Genomic DNA, 18,290 nt, shown 5'->3' with positions numbered 1-18,290 from the left:
CCAATTTCTCGTTATTATCATTTAAACTGCTCCAATAATCTAATATCGCCTTCAAATAGCGAGCGCAGATCGGGGATACCGTGCAGCAGCATCGCGAAACGCTCGACACCGAGCCCGAATGCGTATCCGCTGACGTTTTTCCAGCCCACCGCTTTAAAGACGTTAGGATCGACCACGCCGCTGCCTAGCACCTCGAGCCAGCCCGTCTGCTTACAGACGCGGCATCCCTCGCCGTGGCAGAAAATACAGCTGATATCGACTTCGGTGCTTGGCTCCGTAAACGGAAAGAAGCTCGGGCGGAAACGCACTTTCACGTCTCCAAACATATAGCGCAAAAATTCCTCTAAAACGTATTTTAAATTTGCGAAGCTCACGCGGTCTCCCTGCTCGACTACGAGACCCTCCACTTGATGAAACATCGGCGTGTGGGTTAGATCCATATCGCGGCGAAATACCGCGCCGGGGGCGATCATGCGCACCGGCGGAGCTTTAAATTTCTCCATCGTGCGGATCTGAACGCCGCTGGTGTGCGTGCGCAGCAGCCGCCCGTCATTTAGATAAAACGTATCTTGCATATCGCGTGCCGGGTGGTATTTGGGTAAATTTAGCGCTTCAAAATTATGGAAGTCGTCCTCGATGAGCGGGCCGCTTTCGACGCTGAAATTTTGCGCGATGAAGTAGTCTATGATCTTATCCATCGTCTCCATCACCGGATGCAGCGCGCCGCAGTTTACGTTTTCGTTAAAAAGCGTGACGTCGCTCGCTTCATTTTTCATCGCCTCTTTTTGCTCCGCCTCTTCCAGGCTCGCCCTTTTTACAGCGATGAGCTCGCTGAAATAATCGCGCTTTTCATTCGCGCTTACGGCAAGCTCTTTTTTCTGCTCGGGCGCTGCGGATTTGAGCTCGGAAAAAAGCGCCGTTATGATGCCTTTTTTGCCGAAAAGCTCCAAGCGCACGGCTTCCAGCTCGCTTAAGCTCGATGCAGCGTCGATTTTTGCTTTAATCTCTTGCAAATTCTATCCTTGTGGTTAAATTTAATGGCGCGATTGTAGTTAAAATTTGATAAAAGCTAGGTAAATTTGCGTGTTTGGATTTTTTGGCTATAATCGCGGCTAAATTTCAACCCTCATAAAAGGATCTAAAATGAACGTCTTTGAAAAGATCGTAAACGGCGAAATCCCGTGCAACAAAGTGTTAGAGAACGATGAATTTTTGGCTTTCCACGACATCAACCCAAAAGCGCCGATCCACATCCTGGCGATCCCTAAAAAATGCTACGAAAACTTCCAAGTAACGCCTCCCGAAGTGATGAGCAAAATGAGCGCTTTCATCCAAGAAGTAACTCACAAAATGGGGCTTGATAAGAGCGGATACCGTCTTGTTTGCAACTGCGGCGAAAACGGAGGTCAAGAGGTGATGCATCTGCACTTCCATATCCTCGGCGGAATGAAGCTGCCGTGGGATCACGTAAGCGACCGCAATACCGAAGAGAATTTTTAAGGCTCGAACCAAATTCTATTAAAATCAAAATTCCGTGAAATTACAAAATTTTGCGGAATTTGCGAAATTCTCTGAAATTTTTAAAATTCCGCTTCATTTATAGGCACCGGGGTTTTAAAAATAATCAAAATAGTAAAACTATAAGCTAAAATTTATCATCAGACGCTAAAAAGCAATATAAATTTATCACAGACGATCTCTTTTAGCAAATGCCACTCTTTAGCTACAAAGCCTTAGCTCTTAGAATTTTTACGGCTATGAAATTTGAAATCGACAAGAAATTTTAACGACGCAGCAAAATTTTAAATGAGACCGAGCTTTATAAAAAGAGTTATGTTTTTACATGGCGAATGGGTTAAATTTCAACGATATGAAATTTAAAACCTACATGAATTTTACTTTGGATGAGCGATTCGGCTTTAGTTTTCAAGCAAAATTTAAAATTTTAGCGTGAAATTATAATCTTAGAATTTTAAAAATTTAAATAGTAGATTTAAGTTTTAGGGGCATGCGCCCCTAAAAATTTTGAAAGGATTTGCAAGGATTATTTGCTTAGCATTGAGCTTAGCATCCATAGGCGTTTTTCATAATCGCCGTAGTGATCCTGCGCAATATTTGAAGTCGTATCGTCGCCCTCTTCTTCGGCTACTTCTTGAAGCTTTTTAAATTCTTTTACCAAATACTCATAGGCTTTTTTAACATCCTCGAGTACCTCAGATACGCTATAGCTGTCTTTTACGCTAATCGGAGCGTCTTTTGAAAGCTCAATTAGATCCTTAGCCTTAGTTACGGCCTTGCCACCTATTTGAAGCGCGCGCTCGGCCATATCGTCGAAGAGCTCGCCCATCTCGTCGTATGCTTTCTCGGTGTAAGCGTGAACCTGCGCGAATTGTAAGCCCTTAACATTCCAGTGATAATCGTGGAATGCAACAAAGAACGCATGAGCGTCCGCCTGAAGTTTGTTTAGTTGTTTTACCGTTTTTGACATTGTGTCTCCTTTATTTAAAATTGCTGTAATTATAGCAAGATTTGCTTAAATTATAATTATACTAAGTAATAAATTTTATTTTTTAGTGAAATTTTGAAATTAAATAGCTTTTAAATTTATCTACAATTTTTTTGAAATTTCAGCTATGCTGCATTATAATGCCGCATTATGAAAAACAAATTTATGATAACCATAACCGACCTTAATGGCTCTAGGAATTTTTTGCTCTCGCAAATCATCAAAAAGATTGCGTTATATTTGGTGCTATTTGTTTTTACCGTTTTCATCACGGGTGCGCTATATATCAGGTATCTGGGCTCTAAAATCGACAGCCTTTCGCGAACCAAAACCGAGCTTAACGAGCTAAATCAAAAACTTCGCGACGGTATCGCGGCAAGTCAGATGGAATTTGAAGCCATCGAGGGTAAAATTTCGGATTTGGAGCATCAGTTTGGGCTCGATCCTGAGGAGGATGAGCGCGCGATCGATCGCCTATCTCACATCAAGCCTACTTCCGAACAAGAGATCAAAGAGCGCGCGCAAAAGATCATCAACGAAAAATTCTCTGACGCGCTGATAAAAGAAATTTTTATGCAGATTCCAAATGGCAGGGTCATGCGCACTCATCAGCTCAGCGAGAAATTCGGCTGGCGCAACCATCCCATCTTAAAGCGCAAGCAGTTTCACCCAGGCGTTGATCTACGTACGCCGCCTAAAACGCCTATCTACGCGCCTGCAGACGGTATCATCCAATACAGCGGCGCTGGCGCTACTGGCTATGGCAATCTAGTCGAGATCCGACATAATTACGGCTTTACGACACGATATGCGCATTTGGATTCAAATTTAACTCGCAAAGTAGGCGAGTTTGTAAACAAAGGTGATCTCATCGCTTTTAGCGGCAACACCGGACTTAGCACCGGACCTCATCTGCACTACGAGATTAGATTTTTGCAGCTGCCGTTAGATCCGCTAAATTTTATCAACTGGAACGAAAAAAATTACAAAGAAATTTTTACTAAGGAGGAAGATGTCCCATGGCAATCTTTAATAAAGGCGATGCAAACACCGCTCAAACAACAATAATCTCGTCAGGCACGCTCATCAAAGGAGAGTTGCACCTGTCGTGCATTTTGCATATCGATGGTAATGTCGAAGGCGACGTGATCTCCGATAACACCGTCGTCATCGGTAAAAACGGTACTGCGCGCGGCTCGATTAGGGCCAAGCATATCGTAATCAGCGGCAAATTTTTCGGCAATATCGAAGCCGAGCTCGTCGAGCTGCTAGGCGGCGGTGTGCTCGTAGGCGACGTGCTATCACAAAGCTTCGGCATCGAAGTCGGCGCAAAATTTAATGGAAAAAGCGCGGTAAGCGGCGGCGATCAAGCCCTAGTCATCAATGGCAGCGCAAGCGAAGACGTCAAGCTTATCGACAAAGCTCTAGGTGAATAAATCGCGCACATTTAGAATTCTTAGAATTTTAAAAAAGCTTTAGCTAACGGGGTTTTAGAATCTGATTGATATTAAAATTTTAAAATTTCTAGCCTTTGGAATTCTTAGAATTTTAAAGATTTTTATATTTGCGAGGTCTTAGAGTGGCATCAATCTTAAAATTTGGAATTTTAAAAAATTCCAAATTTTAAAATCCTCACAACCAAAATTATTGAAATTTTTAAGCTTTGAAATTTTCGAAATTTTAAAGCTTAAATATACTTAAAATTTTAGAATTACGCAGATCGTAAAACCCTAAATTCTAAAATTTTGCACTTGCACGGGGTTTTGAAATTTTGTTTGTAAGCCGGATTTTAAAATTCGCGCCCGACTGAATTTAAAATTTTAAAATTTCACTGCAGAATAACGCATGGACGCAAAATTTCTGCTCGCATAGACTTTAAAAGCTCGCATAAGTTTTAAGTTTCGCAGAAGCTATGTAAGCAAGTATAAATTATCTACGTCGAATGTTTTGACTCATTATAGCTCTTTGTGCCACCAGCTTAAAATATCCGCGAGGTGATAAATTCCGCGGACTGAGCTAATTTAAGCCCATTATTAGATTAGTTATGTATAATGCGATTTCTTTTTGTGGACAGATGGGTGAGTGGCCGAAACCACACCCCTGCTAAGGGTGCAGCTTCTAACCGGGGCTCGAGGGTTCAAATCCCTCTCTGTCCGCCACTACCTTAGAATTTAAATCAATTAAATTTCACTTCCGTGATTCAGCCGATTTCAGCCTCCGAGGATACTGCCTAAAAGCAGCACTGGCATCATTAGCGGCATTACGATGAGTCCTTGTATGTCAGTATCCATTTTCGCATCGCGCTCGCTTTTGATCCCGCTATCGACCGCTATACGCGCAGGGTACTCGATCGGCACGCCTAGGCGGTGCGATCTGCGTAGCTCGTCGTGATCTTTTAGGCGCTTAAAATATTTGCCTTCGATCAGATAAGGGTAACGAAACGTAGAACTATACGCGGGCTCCAGCTGCTCTGGGTCGTCCATCAGCTTAGCCTGCACGGATAGCGGCAGATCGTATTTTACGAGCTCGATTTCGTGCTGGATATATGCGGCATCACTGCCTTCATTGTATCTGTCGATCGTGAGCATGCTTACGTTGCGCCTTATCGCGTCTTTATTTAGCGACGCCAGACTCGCAACCTTGGCGCGCACGGCGCTAAGATTCGCATCAAATACGTAATCATAAATCTCGCCGCTCATACGCAGCTGACCGCCGGATTCCGCACTCATCGCGACAATGTGCTCGCGCCCCTGTATGTAGCCTGGCAAATTCTTACTCGCGCATCCGCTAAAAATCCCACAGCATAGTGCCAAAACCGCGCCGCAAATCCAAAATTTCATAAACTTCCTTCGTAAAATTTAAAGACGGATTGTATTAAATTTTGCCTTAACGAGAGTGGAATTTTACGGCGCGGCGGAATAGAATTATGTGATAGAATTTTATGGCGGCGACGCGTAGAATTTCGCGCGGACTTCCATAAAATTCCGATGAGATTTCGCAAGAATTGAAGCCAAAACGCATGGAAAAGGTAAAAGAAGCACAATAAAGCTATCGAGATTTTAAAATTCTGAAATTTCGAGGAAGGAGGTGAACCATTTGCGCGTCAAAATTTAACCGTCATCGCAGGCTTACTTTTAAATTTTAAAATTTTACGGCAGGCTTTAGAATTTAAAATTCCAAAGCCATTTTTGATATGTGGCGGGCTACTTTCGATTTGCGTTAGCAAGCATCAGTTTTATGCGGTTTTCTTGATTTACCGCGCTTGCGCCCGGGTCGTAGTCGATAGCGGCGATGTTTGCTTGCGGGTAGTTCTGCTTGATCTTTCGGATCATTCCGCGCGCAATAATGTGGTTTGGCAGGCAACCGAAGGGCTGCGCGCACACGACGTTTTGTATGCCGTGGCGCATGAACTCGACCATCTCCGCCGTCAGCAGCCAGCCCTCACCCATCTTTACGCCGTGACCGATGTAGCCGTCGGCGGCGGCGCGAACCTCGCTAAATGGGCTCGGCGCGCGAAAGCCGAAGCGCTTCATCTGCTTAATCATCATGCGCTGGAAAAATTCCACTACCTTAGCGACCGCTAGCGAGCCGTAATATGCCGCGCCGCCCTTGCCGTAGAGCTGCTTGTCGTAAACCGCATCGTAGATGCAGGTAAGCACGAAGTCCATCAGCCCCGTATTTACGGGCTCTGCGTTTTCGCGGATGAGATAGGCGTTTAGGCCGTTGTTGCCGATAGGCGAGTATTTTAGATAAATTTCGCCCACGATGCCTACTTTCACTCGCGGCTTATCGTCGCGCTCGATTTTAGCGAACTGCGAGAGGATAAATTTAAAATTTTTCTTAAGATTGAAAAACGATCTTTGATCGGTCAAATTTTTGATCCGCTCGGCGCAGAGTTCGTAAATTTCATTCGTTTGGTTTTTGATCTTTTCGTAGGGCTTGCACTGATTATACAGCCCCATCATCAAATCGCCGTAAAATATCGCGGCAAAGAGCTTTAGAAGCGATTTTTTGCCGAGGCTAAATTCATTCTCATCTAGCGAGCCGAAATTTAACGAGATCGCGGGGACGTAGCTAAAACCGCTGTCCTCAAGCGCTTTGCGAAGCAAATTTATGTAGTTGCTCGCTCTGCAGCCGCCGCCCGTTTGGCTGATGAGAAGCGCCACCTTGTGCGTGTCGAACTCGCCGCTTTTTAACGCGTCGATAAACTGCCCTATGACGAGCAGCGCGGGGTAGCACATGTCGTTATGCACGCTACGAAGCCCCTCCTCGACGATATTTTGACGATTTTCGCCGAGCAAGACGCTCTTATAGCCCTCGTCGCGCAGCACGCCTTGCATAAAGCGAAAATGCGGATCGATCATCGTGGGGATCAATATCGTGTGGGTCGCTTTCATATCTTTCGTAAATTTAGCAAACATTAGCGCGCATCCTTTCTTGCTTCTTGTTGCGCGCCTTGCCTTTCGCGCTCTATCATAGTCGCTTTTAGGCTACGCAGACGGATCTTGACCGCACCTAGGTTCGTAACCTCGTCGATTTTAAGTTGAGTGTAAATTTTACCGTTTTGGCGCAGTATGTCGCGCACCTCGTCGCCCGTGATCGCATCTATCCCGCAGCCGAAGCTGACTAGCTGCACCAGCTGCATGCGCGGATATTTACAGATGAAGCGTGCCGCGCTATAAAGCCTGGCGTGGTAGGTCCATTGATTAAGGCTTTTCGTCTGCACCCTGCTAAGCGGTAGCGCATCCTCGCTAAGCACTATAAAGCCCAAGGAATTTAGATAGCGATCGATACCGTGATTTATCGTCTTGTCGATATGATACGGGCGACCCGCTAGCACGATGGCAGGCATGCCGCTTATATTGATCTCCTTTAGGGTCTCCTCGCCTTTTATTAAAATGGTATTTTTATAGTTTTGCAGCTCCTTAAGGCCTTGCAAGACGGCGTTTTTCACGGCGTCGGAATGAAATTTATACCCGGCATCCGCGAGCTCAGCCTGCATCGTTTTGCAAAACGAATCTTGCATATTAAGATCCACGTGCGGATAGAGAAATTTTTTCTCCTCCAGCGCACCTACGTTCGCGCGTATCAGTTCGGGATAGTATGCGACTACGGGGCAGTTGTAGCAGTTCTCGCTGATATTTTCATCCAGGCTGTAGCTCATACACGGATAAAAGATAAAATCGACGCTCTTATTTAGCAGATCGTAAATGTGGCCGTGCACGCTTTTAGCCGGGTAGCAGACGGTATCACTCGGGATGCTTTGGCTTGCTAAAAACAGCGTCTCTTTTCGCGGCTTTTGCGACAGCACGACGCTCATGCCTAAATTTTCAAAAAACGCGCTCCAAAACGGGATCATCTCAAACATATTCAAAACAAACGGAATTCCGACTCGCGGTGCGTCTTGCTTCGGCGGCTTACGATATTTTCGCAAAAGCTCGTTTTTAAACTCAAATAAATTCGTAATGTCGTGGCGGATCTCTTTGCCTGCTCCGCGCTCGCATTTATTGCCCGAGACAAATTTAGTATCGCCGAAGTAGCTGATCGTAAGCGGGCATTTGTTCGTACAGAGCTTGCAAACGCTAAATTCGCTGCGATGAGTAAAATTTTCAAGTTCTGCACGACTGATCATATCGGTACGCTCGTTTGCGTTATTTTTGGCAAAAAGTGCCGCGCCGTATGCACCCATAAGCTCGCTGATATCTAGACGGATCACATTTTTGCCGAGCTCTTTTTCAAAAGCGCGCAGCACAGCGTTGTTTAAAAATGTCCCGCCCTGCACTACGATGTTTTGACCCAAATCGTCGGCATTTCGCACGCGGATAACCTTGTAAATCGCATTTTTTATGACGCTAATAGCAAGTCCAGCGCTGATATCCTCGATCGTAGCGCCGTCCTTTTGAGCCTGCTTGACCGAAGAGTTCATAAAGACCGTGCAGCGGCTGCCGAGCTTGGCGGGATGGGTCGCAAAAAGGGCTAAGCTTGCAAAATCTTTAATGTCGTAGCCTAAAGAATTTGAAAAGGTCTGCAAAAACGAGCCGCAGCCCGAGCTACATGCCTCATTTAGCACGATAGAATCGATATTGCCATCTTTAATGGAGAAACACTTGATGTCCTGCCCGCCGATGTCGATGATAAAATCTACTTTCGGATTGAAGTGGCGCGCAGCACTATAATGCGCGATTGTCTCGACGATACCGTAATCAAAGCGAAAGGCGGTTTTAATGAGATCCTCGCCATATCCGGTAACGCCGCTGCCCTTGATCTTGATGCGACCCTCGCAAAGATCGTATAGCTCCTTAAGGCGCGGCAATAGGATGTCGACCGGATCGCCTTTATTGGAGGAGTAAAATTTATACAGCAGCTCGTAGTTTGCGCCCATAAGCACGACTTTGATCGTAGTGCTGCCGCAATCCACGCCCAAATACGCATCTCCACTGTAGGTGTGGATATCCACCTTAGGCACGCTCGCGCGGGCATGGCGAGCGGTGAACTCGTCAAATTCCGCCCTATCTTTAAAAAGTGGCGGCTCGGCTTCCAGCGCGGTCCTATCGGGTTCCTTTTTTAAAAGCGCGATCGTCTCCTCTAAATTTAACGTTTCGCCTGTATCTTTTGCGTACAGCGCGCTGCCGTAAGCCACGAAGTAAGGCGCAATATCGGGGAAAGTCGCCGTTTCGTCGGTGAGCTTTAGCACCTCTTTAAAGCGCTTCTGAAGGCCTTTTAGGAAAAACAGCGGGCCGCCTAGAAACAGGATATTGCCCTTGACCTCGCGACCTTGCGCAAGCCCCGAGATCGTCTGCTCGACGACCGCGGCGTAGATACTAGCGCAAATATCCTCTTTTCTAACGCCTTGATTTAGTAGCGGCTGAATGTCGCTTTTAGCAAATACGCCACAACGTGAGGCGATCGGGTAAATTTTATTAGCCGAAAAGCTTAGGCGGTCGAGCTCCGTGATATCCAGATGCAAAAGGTTGGTCATCTGATCGATAAATGCACCGGTGCCGCCCGCACACGAGCCGTTCATCCGCTCCTCAAGTCCGCCCGTGAGAAATAAAATTTTAGCATCCTCGCCGCCCAGCTCGATTACGACGTCGGTCTTTGGAAACATCCGCTTGACGCCGAGCGAGGTAGCGAAAACCTCTTGGACGAACGGAATTTTGCAATTTTTGGCGATACCCATGCCCGCTGAACCCGCTATGGCGACGCTGAATTGCTCGCCTGCATAGGTTTTTTGGATTTGCAAAATTTTATCCAGCACCAGCTCTTTGGGCTTTGCTAAATGCCGCTCGTAGCTCTTGCTTAAAATTTCATATTTTTCGTTTAAAACTACCGTTTTAACAGTGGTTGATCCTACGTCAATGCCTAAAAAAATCACATCTCGCTCTTTACTGAATAAATTTTACTCGGCCAAATTCTCAAATTTAGCGCGAGCTTTCTAAATTAAAATTTGCATTTTATAGTAATATTTTTAAACGCAAATAAAATCAGGATATATTTTATCTTTTTCTATCGAAAAAGACGATTTTTAGGCAGTTTAGAATTAAAAATTTTAATGGAAAAGTTGTAAAATTTTAGATTTAATGCGAGTAGATTTTGCGCGAAATCTTTTAAAATCTCGCGCATTATAAAAAGAGCTTCCTTTTGAATTGGGAAGCGTAAATTTAAAGGATTATTTTCTAAGCTCTTTGATTTTAGCCGCTTTACCGCGTCTGTCGCGTAAGTAAAATAGCTTCGCGCGGCGAACGCGTCCTTTTCTTAGAACCTCGATGCTTTCGATGCTCTCGCTGTAGATCGGAAAAATTCTCTCTACGCCGACGCTATTTGCGCCGATCTTGCGAATAATGAAGGTCTCGCTGACGCCATTTCCGCGGCGTGTAATGCAGGTACCTTCGAAATTTTGAATTCTGCTCTTATCGCCCTCTTTAATCCTGATGGCTACCTTTAAGGTGTCGCCGGCACGGAAATCAGGCACACTTTTGCTTGTGATCTGAGCGTCCTCAAACGCTTGAATATACTTGTTTTTCATAAATTTCCTTTATTTCTGGCGATTTTTCGGTACATATCCGGGCGGAAGAACCTCGTTTTGCATAGCGCCATTTGATTTTTTAAGCTGCACATTTTAGCGTGATTACCCTTTAAAAACTCTGAAACTATAGGTAAATTTTCAAAAATATCAGGCTTTGTAAATGCGGGCGCCTCTAAAATTCCGCCTTCAAAGCTTTCTTCGACGAGCGAGCTTTCGTTGCCCAAAACGCCCTTTATGTTGCGGCTTATCGCATCACACATACAAAGCGCGCCGAGCTCGCCGCCGGTAAGGACGAAATCGCCGATGCAAAAAATTTCACCTACATATCTTTCGACTATGCGCTCATCAATCCCCTCGTAGCGCCCGCAGATAAAGCATAGGCTCTCTTCGCCGCTTAGACGCTTGGCGTCGTTTTGATTAAATTTTTTACCGGCGGGCGAGAGGTAGATAAACTTGGTGTTTTTAAATTTAGTTCTTACGTGTTCGATCGTACCGGCAAGCGGCTCCGTGCCGATCAAAAGTCCAGCACCGCCGCCGATCATATAATCATCCACTTTTTTATACCGATTTGCCGTGAAATTTCGCGGGTTAAAAAAATGCGTCGAGATTATTTTCTTATCGACCGCGCGCTTTAAAATCGAGTCCTCAAAATACGGCGCGATAAGATTTTCAAACAGCGAGATGAAGATAAAATTCATGAGTTTTCCAAAATCGCGCGCGCATTTTGCGTAAAAATTTTACGCTCGCTAAGCGAAATTTCTTTCACATAGGCATCCACGTAGGGGATGAAAAATTCTTTCGGCAAAGCCTGCGAGATTAGGCTTTCATCCGTTTCTATCTCAAAAAGATATCCGCTTCCGATCTGCGATATGTCCCTTACGCGCCCCAAAACCGCGCCGTCTTCGTAAATTTCAAGCCCGATAATATCGAAGTAAAAGAACTCGCCCTTTTGCAATTTGCAAAATTTCCGCGTGTCCTCTTTGCTACGGTAAAGGATTTGGTTAGTTAAATTTGCCGCCGTTTCTACGCTTTCGTAATTTTTAAAAATAGCGCTAAAATTTGCGCCGCTAAAGGATAGAATTTCTAAAATTTCGCCGTTTCGTAGATAAAATTTGGCGCCTTTTTTAAACTGAGAGGAGAAGTCGCTGCGATCAAAAATTTTAACCGCGCCCTTTAGGCCGATAGTCCGACCGAGCTTTGCGACCTCTAAAAGATCATCAGGCATCTTTGGCTTTGACGGTAATTTTATAATTGATCGGATCCTTTGCTTTGTAGCCGATGATGACGGTCTTTATGGCGTTTATCATTTTGCCGTCCTTGCCGATGAGTTTGCCGGTGTCGGCCTTGTCGGCATAGACGATGATCTCGGTAAAGTTTTCACCGACCCGTTTTTGCGTAGAGACGGACTGCGGATAGTCGGCGATCAACTTTGCGTATTCTTTTATAAAATTTTCTACCATTTTATTTGCTTGTAATTTGAGCGACCCTATCGCTTAACTTCGCGCCTACGCTCTTCCAGTATGCCAAACGCTCCGCGTCGAATTTGATATTATCGCTATCTTTTAACGGATTGTAAAAGCCGATCGTCTCGATAAAGCCGCCGTCGCGTCTTTTTCTGCTATCCGTTACCACGATGCGGTAAAAAGGCTGCTTCTTTCTTCCGATTCTTGTAAGCCTAACAACTGTTGCCATTTTTTCTCCTTAAATTTTTGTAAGTTTTAGAACTTGCAGATGGCTAAAACTTAAACATCTGCAAACTCTACCGAGAGGCTATCTCGGTAAATTTTGCCTTTGAGCGATCGAGGCAAGCCCCTGCATGCCGCCCTTGCTTGAAAATTTCTTCGCAAGCTTCGAAGCGCCCGCGAACTGCTTTAAAAAGCGGTTTACTTCCACCTGCGAAAGTCCCGCGCCGGCAGCAAGTCTGCGCTTACGCGAATTATTTAGCAGATCGGGATTTTCGCGCTCTTTCGGCGTCATAGAATTGATCATCGCTTTGATATGAAGTATCTCTTTTGAGTTTTCTAAATCGATATCTTTTATCTTATTCGCCATGCCGGAAAGCCCCGGGATCATGCCGATTAAATTTTTCATATTGCCGAGCTTTTTCACGCTTTCGAGCTGATTTACGAAATCGTTGAAATTAAACTCGCCCTTTTTGATCTTTTTGTTCAAGGCTTTAGCTTCTCTTTCGTCGAAAACGGCGCTTGTTTTCTCGGCTAACGTCGCCAAATCGCCCTCGCCCATAATGCGACCTGTAATTCTATCGGGTATAAAACCCTCCAGATCAGCCACCTTCTCGCCGGTTCCGATAAAGCGAAGCGGAATGCCAAGCTGCTGCGCGATACCAAGAGCTACGCCGCCTTTGGTATCTGCGTCAAATTTGCTTAAGATCACGCCCGTAAGGCCTAAAATTTCATCAAATTTAGCGGCCGTTTTAATGCCGTCTTGGCCGCTCATAGCGTCCGCTACGTAAAAAATTTCATGCGGATTTAGAGCTTTTTTCATCTCCGCAAGCTGCGCCATTAGTGCCTCATCGATTGCAAGACGTCCTGCCGTATCTACGAGCAGTACGTCATAAAGCCCGCTTTTAGCCTTGCTTAGCGCTTTTTCCGCAACCTTTATCGGATCGCTCTCGCCCTCGATAAAAAACAGCTCGATCTCATTCGCCTCGCACAGCTGGCGGAGCTGCTCGACTGCGGCTAGGCGCTGCAAGTCGCAAGCTGCGACCAAGACCTTTTTTTTACGAAGTTTCAGATAGTTCGCGAGTTTTATCGTGCTTGTAGATTTTCCGCTTCCTTGAAGTCCCGTCATCAAAGCTACCGTAGGAGGCGTGCCGGCAAATACAAATCCCTGGCTGCTGCCTCTAGGCGCCGTTAAAATTTTAGTCAAATTTGTCTTGATGGACTGCAAAAACGGCTTCTGCCCTATCGTACCGATACGAAGATCGGCTTCAACGAGCGCCAAAAAATCCTTTACGACTTTGTGGTGCACATCGGCCTTTAAAAGCGCTTTTTTTAGCGTCTCCAAGGCGTTTTTTAAAGCTTTTTCGTCATCGATTGTTTTTAATTTATTGACCGCATTTTTAAACGACTCGCTTATGATCTCAAACACTTTGATCCCTTATAAAATTTTTAAACTTGCGATGTTACCTAAAATTAACTTAAAAGCCATTGAATATCAGAGATCCTTAGGAATTTCAAAGCCGAATTCGTTGAAGCTTGTACCTAGCGGAGCTTTAAATTTTAGCCCCAAAATTTCGGTCTCATATGAGTGCAGAAACATCCGTTTTGCGCGACTTTTAGCGTATTTTTCATCGCCTATTACGCCAAATCCCGCATTGGCCAGATGCACGCGGATCTGATGCGTCCTGCCCGTCTCGATCCGCACTTTTACGAGCGATTTTTTGCCGCTTACCATAAGCGGATAAACCTCGCTAAATGCGCTCTTGCCGTTTGGCGAAATTTTAGAAAACGCGCCGCTTCGGGTCTTTATCGTCAAAATCGGCTCGTCAAATTTCATCTCTTCGCTCACGATCCCCTTCACAATCGCGATGTAGCTTTTTTTCACGCGTAAATTTTTAAACTCCGCAATCGCCGCCTCGCGAAATTCCTCGTTCTTATATAGCAGCACGACGCCGCTAGTTTCCTTATCCAGGCGGTTTAGAAGGCTGAATTTATAGATTTTTTCCAAATTTTCGCTGCTCATAAAGGGCGGCTTATTGACCGCCAAAACGTTCTCATCCTCGTAAATGATCGCGGGTTTTGCGGGCTTCATCACGCTAAATTTAGTATTTTCGCCGAGCATCTCGCGCGCTAGAGCGATCTTTGCGCCGCGAGCGCTTACAAGCCCCGCGTCAATGAGCGCTTTGGCTTCATTGTGCGAGATGTTTTCCTGCGCCGCCAGCAGTTTATAGGCTTTTTCTTGCATTAAATTCTTTCCTTAATTAAATTTTCTATCTCTTGCAGATCGCAAATTTTATCTATCCGCGTGCCCTTTAGCGGCTCCTTTAAAGCATTTGAAATTTCATCCGCCCCGCACAGAACGATATTCTGCACGAGCGCGTACAGCGCCTTTTGATTATGAAAAAATCGCCCGCTGATGATCGGCACGCCGAAGCTCGCCGCCTCGATCGGACTATGTCCGCCGATATTGCGCAAAAAGCTGCCGCCTAAGATCACGGCGCTTGAAATTTTATAAAAGTTCGCTAGCTCCCCGAAGGCATCGAGCAAGATGAAATCGCTCCCAAGCCCTGCGCCGTCGCTAAATCGCTCGAAGCTAAACCCATGCTCGCGCGCCCAAGCCTTGCAAATTTCACGTACCTTTTCGAAGCGCTCCGGATGCCTCGGCGCCAGGATGATTTTTAGCTTGTGCGGCGCGGCGGTCGAAGACGTCGTATTCGGTGCGGTAAAATTTAAAGACGCGCCGTTTAAAGGCGCCGTATTCGGCACGGCGAACGAAGCGTCGCTTGAAGGCACTGCGCCCGAAGAAGCTGCGTTTAAATTTACCGGCTCGGTCGAGCCCTGCTCGTCGCGAAGCTCAGCCCCAGGCAAGCTTCTATCGCCATGAGAGCCCGTTGCGCGCGGGTATTTTTCGGGCATATTTTGCGAACTGCGAAATTTTATAAAATCGTTTAAATTCGATAAAACAAGCTCCTCTTCGCCTTCGTGGGTATTTGAGATCGTAAGCACAAAGCTATTTGCGGACGCGGCGGAATAGTCCTTCGTCGCAACGGCGATATTCGCGCTTTTCACGTTACCGGCGACCTTTATATTTTTTGCGCCGAGCTCCCGCAGCCGCGCCGCATCAAGCTCGCTTTGCGCAAGCACCAGATCGATATTTTCAAACACTTTGCGATAATAAAGCTTAAAGCGCAGATAGCTCGCGTACGAGCGATCGCTTATGCGCGCGTTTAGCAGGATCACGTAGCTTCCGCGCGATTTAGCGGAACGGATCAAATTTAGCCACAGCTCCGCTTCGAAAATCACCAGCACGCGGCTGCCTGCAAGCCAAAATGGAAGCCAGTTTTCAAACGGCAGGTAGCGAGAGTTCGGCGTGAGCGCACGCGCCGCGTCAAAGCCCGTCTGCGTGGTCGTGCTAAGCGCGACGCTCTCAAATTTAGAAATTAGCGGCGCAAGAGCGTTTACCTCGCCCAAACTGCAAGCGTGAAAGTGCACCGCAGCGGGGCTAAATTTAGGGTTTTTGTATAGAAAAAATCGCGCCTTCAGGCTCGTGCGGTATTTTTTTTTAAAGCTTAGGATAAAAATAAAAGGCGCAGCTACAAGCCACGCCAAAAACGCCAAGGCGGTGTAGATCACTCGGCTTCTTTATATAAAATTCTGCCGCAATACGGGCAGGTTACGATGTCGTCGCTTTTGATGACCGCGGAATAGGTCTTGTCGCTTATGCGCATAAAGCAGCCATAGCAGGCCTGTTTGCGCACCGGCGAGACCGCCGTGTTGCCCGCCCATTTGCGGATCTTTTCATAGAATGAGACGGTTTTTGGGTTCATCGCCTGCATTAGTTTATCGCGCTTGGCGTAGATCGCGCCGCGAGCGACTTCGACCTCGCCCATCTCGGCGCTTACCTGCTCCTGCAGGCTTTTTAGCTCGGCTTCAAACGCCTCTTGCTTTTCGCTCTGCTCTTTTACGAGCGCTTCCTTTGTGGCTACGATTTTTTCTAGTCTTTCGATCTCCTCGTTTGTGGCTTCGAGCTGCTCTTTTGCGATGTCCTCTTCGACACTAAGAGCCTTGATCTCCTTTTCGGTTTTTGCCGCGCCGCTTTTTTTGCCCGTGCTTTTTAGCTTGGACGAAAATGCGCTAAGCTGCGCGTTTGCTTGTAAAATTTGAGATTTTAGCTCGGCGATCTCCGCATTTAGAGTTTCGATCTGTTCTTTTGCGCCGTTTATTTCAGTGCTTTTTTTACTCAGCTTCTCCTGCGCGGCCTCGATTTTAGGCTTAAATCCGTCCAGCTGCTTATCGAATTCGCAAAGCTCTACCAATTGGCTTAAATATTTGTTCATCTTTTTCCTTTAATAATACGTAAATGGATTTTTTTGCTCGCTTATTATAACTTCAATTTCGCTTTTTTGCAAGAAAGGTGCGAGTGCGCGCCCAAAATAGCGCTCACTTTCAAAATGATTTATGTCGATCAAACTCACGCCGTTTTCTAAATTTTGAAGCGCTGCGTGATATTTTATATCGCCCGTGATGAAGCAATCAACGCCCAAGCTTTGATTTAGTTCGCTTCCGCTGCCGGTGCAAAGCGCGATATTTCGGATAAAATTTTTCGTCTTTACGGCGCGCAGATGCTCTATACCAAGCTTGCGCTTTATCTGTACGCACAGCTGCTCAAAGCTCAAATCCGCGCGCATGAAAACCAAAAATTCCCGCTCGCCCGTAATTTCAAATTTTAAAATTTCGCGCGCTACGAATCCGTTTAAAACGTGCTTGTCAAAATTCGTATGCATCGCGATGAGAGAGATGTTTTTGCGGATCATCTCATAGATCAAATTTGCAGGATAGAGCCGCGGATCAAGCGATTTTAGCGGGCTGAAAATCAGCGGGTGGTGTACCACCAAAAGCGAGCCCGCCTCCGCCTCGCGCACCAGCTCGCTAGTAACGTCGAGACTTAGATAGATTTTTGAAATTTCATAATCCAAGTTTCCGAGCATTAGCCCGCTATTATCCCACGCCTCCGCATCGCAAAAAGGCGCGGCGGCGTTTAAAATTTCATAAATTTCGCCCGTTTTCATAAATTTCACTTTTCGCTTTTATCTGTTTTATTTGCGGAATTTTGCTTACCGTGGGCGTTTTTTAAATTTGCGCCTGCGGAATTTGCGTCCGCTGCGTCACCGTCTTTGCCGCCTTTTTTATCGCCGCAAAGCTCTGCGACGTATTTTTGCGGATCTGCGTAGCAAAGCGCGCAGTTTTTGGCAAGATCGCGGATCTTTAAAATATAATCCTGCCTCTGCGTGACCGAGATCGCTCCGCGCGCGTCAAGGACGTTGAACGTGTGCGCCGCGAGCATACAGTAATCATACGCGGGAAGAGCCAGGCCGTGCTTTAGGATGCTCTTGCACTCGCCGAAACAGTTTTCAAACTGATTAAAAAGCATCGCGGTGTCCGCAAGCTCGAAGTTGTATTTGCTAAACTCAAACTCGCCCCTTTTATGCACGTCGCCGTAGGTCACGAGCCCCGCCTTGTCGTCCCAGACGATGTCGTAAACGTCGTCTTTGTTTTGCAGATACATCGCCAAACGCTCAAGTCCGTAGGTGATCTCGCCGCTTATGAGTTCGCACGTGATGCCGCCTACCTGCTGAAAATAGGTAAACTGCGTCACCTCCATGCCATCCAGCCAAACCTCCCAGCCAAGCCCCCAAGCTCCCAGCGTCGGGCTCTCCCAGTTATCCTCTACGAAGCGGATATCGTGGCTTTTAAGATCCAGCCCGAGCTTTTCCAAGCTTTTTAGATAGAGCTCTTGGATATTATCCGGGCTCGGTTTTAAGATCACCTGAAACTGATAATACGCGCCGAGGCGGTTTGGGTTTTCGCCGTAGCGCCCGTCTGTTGGGCGACGAGAGGGTGCGACGTATGCCGCGCGCCAAGGTTTGCTTCCTAGGCTGCGCAAAAAGGTAGCCTGATGATAGGTGCCTGCGCCCGCTGGCATATCGTAGGGCTGAACGAGCAAGCAGCCCTGCTCGTGCCAGTAGTTTTGAAGCGTCAAAATAATCTGTGAAAACGTCATTTTTATCCTTTTATC

The 18,290-nt window shown here is 46.3% G+C and carries 19 protein-coding genes and 1 tRNA gene; 4 read left to right on the top strand and 16 right to left on the bottom strand.

The features are described from left to right. Positions 1-17 precede the first annotated feature (17 nt). Entirely contained in the window at positions 18-1,013 is a 996-nt protein-coding gene (gene pheS, locus Q0117_RS04230) for a phenylalanine--tRNA ligase subunit alpha (protein WP_297922982.1), read from the bottom strand. A 130-nt stretch (positions 1,014-1,143) separates the two neighbouring features. On the opposite strand from pheS, the gene Q0117_RS04225 reads away from it, so the two are divergent. Further along, the gene (locus tag Q0117_RS04225; protein WP_297922979.1) at positions 1,144-1,500 is read left to right on the top strand and encodes a histidine triad nucleotide-binding protein; all 357 of its coding nucleotides are present in this window, start codon (positions 1,144-1,146) and stop codon (positions 1,498-1,500) included. A gap of 544 nt (positions 1,501-2,044) precedes the next feature. Here Q0117_RS04225 and Q0117_RS04220 read toward each other — a convergent pair. After that, positions 2,045-2,488 (bottom strand): Dps family protein, encoded by a 444-nt coding sequence (locus Q0117_RS04220; protein ID WP_005873145.1) that lies wholly within the window; start codon positions 2,486-2,488, stop codon positions 2,045-2,047. Positions 2,489-2,653: 165 nt separating this feature from the next. Between Q0117_RS04220 and Q0117_RS04215 the strand changes: the two genes are divergently transcribed. From Q0117_RS04215 to Q0117_RS04205, 3 genes are all read left to right on the top strand, one after another. Beyond that, positions 2,654-3,574 (top strand): M23 family metallopeptidase, encoded by a 921-nt coding sequence (locus tag Q0117_RS04215; protein WP_314521096.1) that lies wholly within the window; start codon positions 2,654-2,656, stop codon positions 3,572-3,574. Then, positions 3,526-3,942 (top strand): polymer-forming cytoskeletal protein, encoded by a 417-nt coding sequence (locus Q0117_RS04210; RefSeq protein WP_297922975.1) that lies wholly within the window; start codon positions 3,526-3,528, stop codon positions 3,940-3,942. Before Q0117_RS04215 ends, Q0117_RS04210 begins: the two co-directional genes overlap by 49 nt. Positions 3,943-4,574: 632 nt before the next feature. Further along, a tRNA-Ser gene (locus Q0117_RS04205) sits at positions 4,575-4,665 on the top strand. A gap of 51 nt (positions 4,666-4,716) precedes the next feature. Here the strand turns inward: Q0117_RS04205 and Q0117_RS04200 are convergent. The 14 genes from Q0117_RS04200 to glyQ form a co-directional block, all read right to left on the bottom strand. Next, complete coding sequence (locus Q0117_RS04200; RefSeq protein ID WP_297922972.1) at positions 4,717-5,346, bottom strand: hypothetical protein; 630 nt, start codon at positions 5,344-5,346, stop codon at positions 4,717-4,719. Positions 5,347-5,709: 363 nt separating this feature from the next. Then, on the bottom strand, positions 5,710-6,927 hold the full coding sequence (locus Q0117_RS04195) for a 2-hydroxyacyl-CoA dehydratase (RefSeq protein WP_295098664.1): 1,218 nt from the start codon (positions 6,925-6,927) through the stop codon (positions 5,710-5,712). Further along, positions 6,927-9,881, bottom strand: coding sequence for an acyl-CoA dehydratase activase (locus Q0117_RS04190; protein WP_297922968.1), 2,955 nt, complete (start codon positions 9,879-9,881; stop codon positions 6,927-6,929). The genes Q0117_RS04195 and Q0117_RS04190 overlap by 1 nt, the downstream gene beginning before the upstream one ends. Positions 9,882-10,175: 294 nt before the next feature. After that, positions 10,176-10,532, bottom strand: a complete 357-nt coding sequence (gene rplS, locus Q0117_RS04185) for a 50S ribosomal protein L19 (protein WP_297922965.1) — start codon at positions 10,530-10,532, stop codon at positions 10,176-10,178. Next, the gene (gene trmD, locus Q0117_RS04180; protein ID WP_297922961.1) at positions 10,529-11,230 is read right to left on the bottom strand and encodes a tRNA (guanosine(37)-N1)-methyltransferase TrmD; all 702 of its coding nucleotides are present in this window, start codon (positions 11,228-11,230) and stop codon (positions 10,529-10,531) included. Before trmD ends, rplS begins: the two co-directional genes overlap by 4 nt. Continuing rightward, positions 11,227-11,757 carry a ribosome maturation factor RimM gene (gene rimM / locus Q0117_RS04175; protein ID WP_297922958.1) on the bottom strand — a complete coding sequence of 177 codons (531 nt, stop codon included), beginning with the start codon at positions 11,755-11,757 and terminating at the stop codon, positions 11,227-11,229. The genes trmD and rimM overlap by 4 nt, the downstream gene beginning before the upstream one ends. Further along, positions 11,750-11,992 (bottom strand): KH domain-containing protein, encoded by a 243-nt coding sequence (locus tag Q0117_RS04170; protein WP_005873158.1) that lies wholly within the window; start codon positions 11,990-11,992, stop codon positions 11,750-11,752. The genes rimM and Q0117_RS04170 overlap by 8 nt, the downstream gene beginning before the upstream one ends. Before the next feature lies 1 nt (position 11,993). Then, the gene (gene rpsP / locus Q0117_RS04165) at positions 11,994-12,224 is read right to left on the bottom strand and encodes a 30S ribosomal protein S16 (RefSeq protein ID WP_005873159.1); all 231 of its coding nucleotides are present in this window, start codon (positions 12,222-12,224) and stop codon (positions 11,994-11,996) included. Between the two features lie 78 nt (positions 12,225-12,302). Next, entirely contained in the window at positions 12,303-13,643 is a 1,341-nt protein-coding gene (gene ffh / locus Q0117_RS04160; protein WP_297922953.1) for a signal recognition particle protein, read from the bottom strand. A 66-nt stretch (positions 13,644-13,709) separates the two neighbouring features. Then, entirely contained in the window at positions 13,710-14,459 is a 750-nt protein-coding gene (locus Q0117_RS04155; RefSeq protein WP_297922950.1) for an RluA family pseudouridine synthase, read from the bottom strand. Next, a complete protein-coding gene (locus tag Q0117_RS04150; protein WP_297922947.1) occupies positions 14,459-15,847 on the bottom strand; it encodes a 3-deoxy-D-manno-octulosonic acid transferase in 1,389 nt (462 codons plus the stop codon). Before Q0117_RS04150 ends, Q0117_RS04155 begins: the two co-directional genes overlap by 1 nt. Beyond that, complete coding sequence (locus Q0117_RS04145; protein WP_297922944.1) at positions 15,844-16,551, bottom strand: zinc ribbon domain-containing protein; 708 nt, start codon at positions 16,549-16,551, stop codon at positions 15,844-15,846. Before Q0117_RS04145 ends, Q0117_RS04150 begins: the two co-directional genes overlap by 4 nt. Positions 16,552-16,560: 9 nt before the next feature. Then, positions 16,561-17,283 carry a Nif3-like dinuclear metal center hexameric protein gene (locus tag Q0117_RS04140; protein ID WP_297922985.1) on the bottom strand — a complete coding sequence of 241 codons (723 nt, stop codon included), beginning with the start codon at positions 17,281-17,283 and terminating at the stop codon, positions 16,561-16,563. Between the two features lie 5 nt (positions 17,284-17,288). Next, entirely contained in the window at positions 17,289-18,275 is a 987-nt protein-coding gene (glyQ, locus tag Q0117_RS04135) for a glycine--tRNA ligase subunit alpha (protein WP_297922941.1), read from the bottom strand. Between the last annotated feature and the right edge of the window lie 15 nt (positions 18,276-18,290).

The organism is uncultured Campylobacter sp. (assembly GCF_937997535.1).
Classification (GTDB): Bacteria; Campylobacterota; Campylobacteria; order Campylobacterales; family Campylobacteraceae; genus Campylobacter_B.
Note: the sequence above shows the minus strand (reverse complement) of the source record. Positions and strands in the feature narration are given on the sequence as shown.

What these genes read in the sequence shown, in the direction of transcription:
- rplS (WP_297922965.1), bottom strand. Translation starts at nt 10,532, where the DNA reads ATGAAAAACAAGTATATTCAAGCGTTTGAGGACGCTCAGATCACAAGC.
- Q0117_RS04220 (WP_005873145.1), bottom strand. Translation starts at nt 2,488, where the DNA reads ATGTCAAAAACGGTAAAACAACTAAACAAACTTCAGGCGGACGCTCAT.
- Q0117_RS04155 (WP_297922950.1), bottom strand. Translation starts at nt 14,459, where the DNA reads ATGCAAGAAAAAGCCTATAAACTGCTGGCGGCGCAGGAAAACATCTCG.
- glyQ (WP_297922941.1), bottom strand. Translation starts at nt 18,275, where the DNA reads ATGACGTTTTCACAGATTATTTTGACGCTTCAAAACTACTGGCACGAG.
- Q0117_RS04200 (WP_297922972.1), bottom strand. Translation starts at nt 5,346, where the DNA reads ATGAAATTTTGGATTTGCGGCGCGGTTTTGGCACTATGCTGTGGGATT.
- rimM (WP_297922958.1), bottom strand. Translation starts at nt 11,757, where the DNA reads ATGCCTGATGATCTTTTAGAGGTCGCAAAGCTCGGTCGGACTATCGGC.
- Q0117_RS04195 (WP_295098664.1), bottom strand. Translation starts at nt 6,927, where the DNA reads ATGTTTGCTAAATTTACGAAAGATATGAAAGCGACCCACACGATATTG.
- trmD (WP_297922961.1), bottom strand. Translation starts at nt 11,230, where the DNA reads ATGAATTTTATCTTCATCTCGCTGTTTGAAAATCTTATCGCGCCGTAT.
- rpsP (WP_005873159.1), bottom strand. Translation starts at nt 12,224, where the DNA reads ATGGCAACAGTTGTTAGGCTTACAAGAATCGGAAGAAAGAAGCAGCCT.
- Q0117_RS04210 (WP_297922975.1), top strand. Translation starts at nt 3,526, where the DNA reads ATGGCAATCTTTAATAAAGGCGATGCAAACACCGCTCAAACAACAATA.
- Q0117_RS04170 (WP_005873158.1), bottom strand. Translation starts at nt 11,992, where the DNA reads ATGGTAGAAAATTTTATAAAAGAATACGCAAAGTTGATCGCCGACTAT.
- Q0117_RS04145 (WP_297922944.1), bottom strand. Translation starts at nt 16,551, where the DNA reads ATGAACAAATATTTAAGCCAATTGGTAGAGCTTTGCGAATTCGATAAG.
- Q0117_RS04225 (WP_297922979.1), top strand. Translation starts at nt 1,144, where the DNA reads ATGAACGTCTTTGAAAAGATCGTAAACGGCGAAATCCCGTGCAACAAA.
- Q0117_RS04140 (WP_297922985.1), bottom strand. Translation starts at nt 17,283, where the DNA reads ATGAAAACGGGCGAAATTTATGAAATTTTAAACGCCGCCGCGCCTTTT.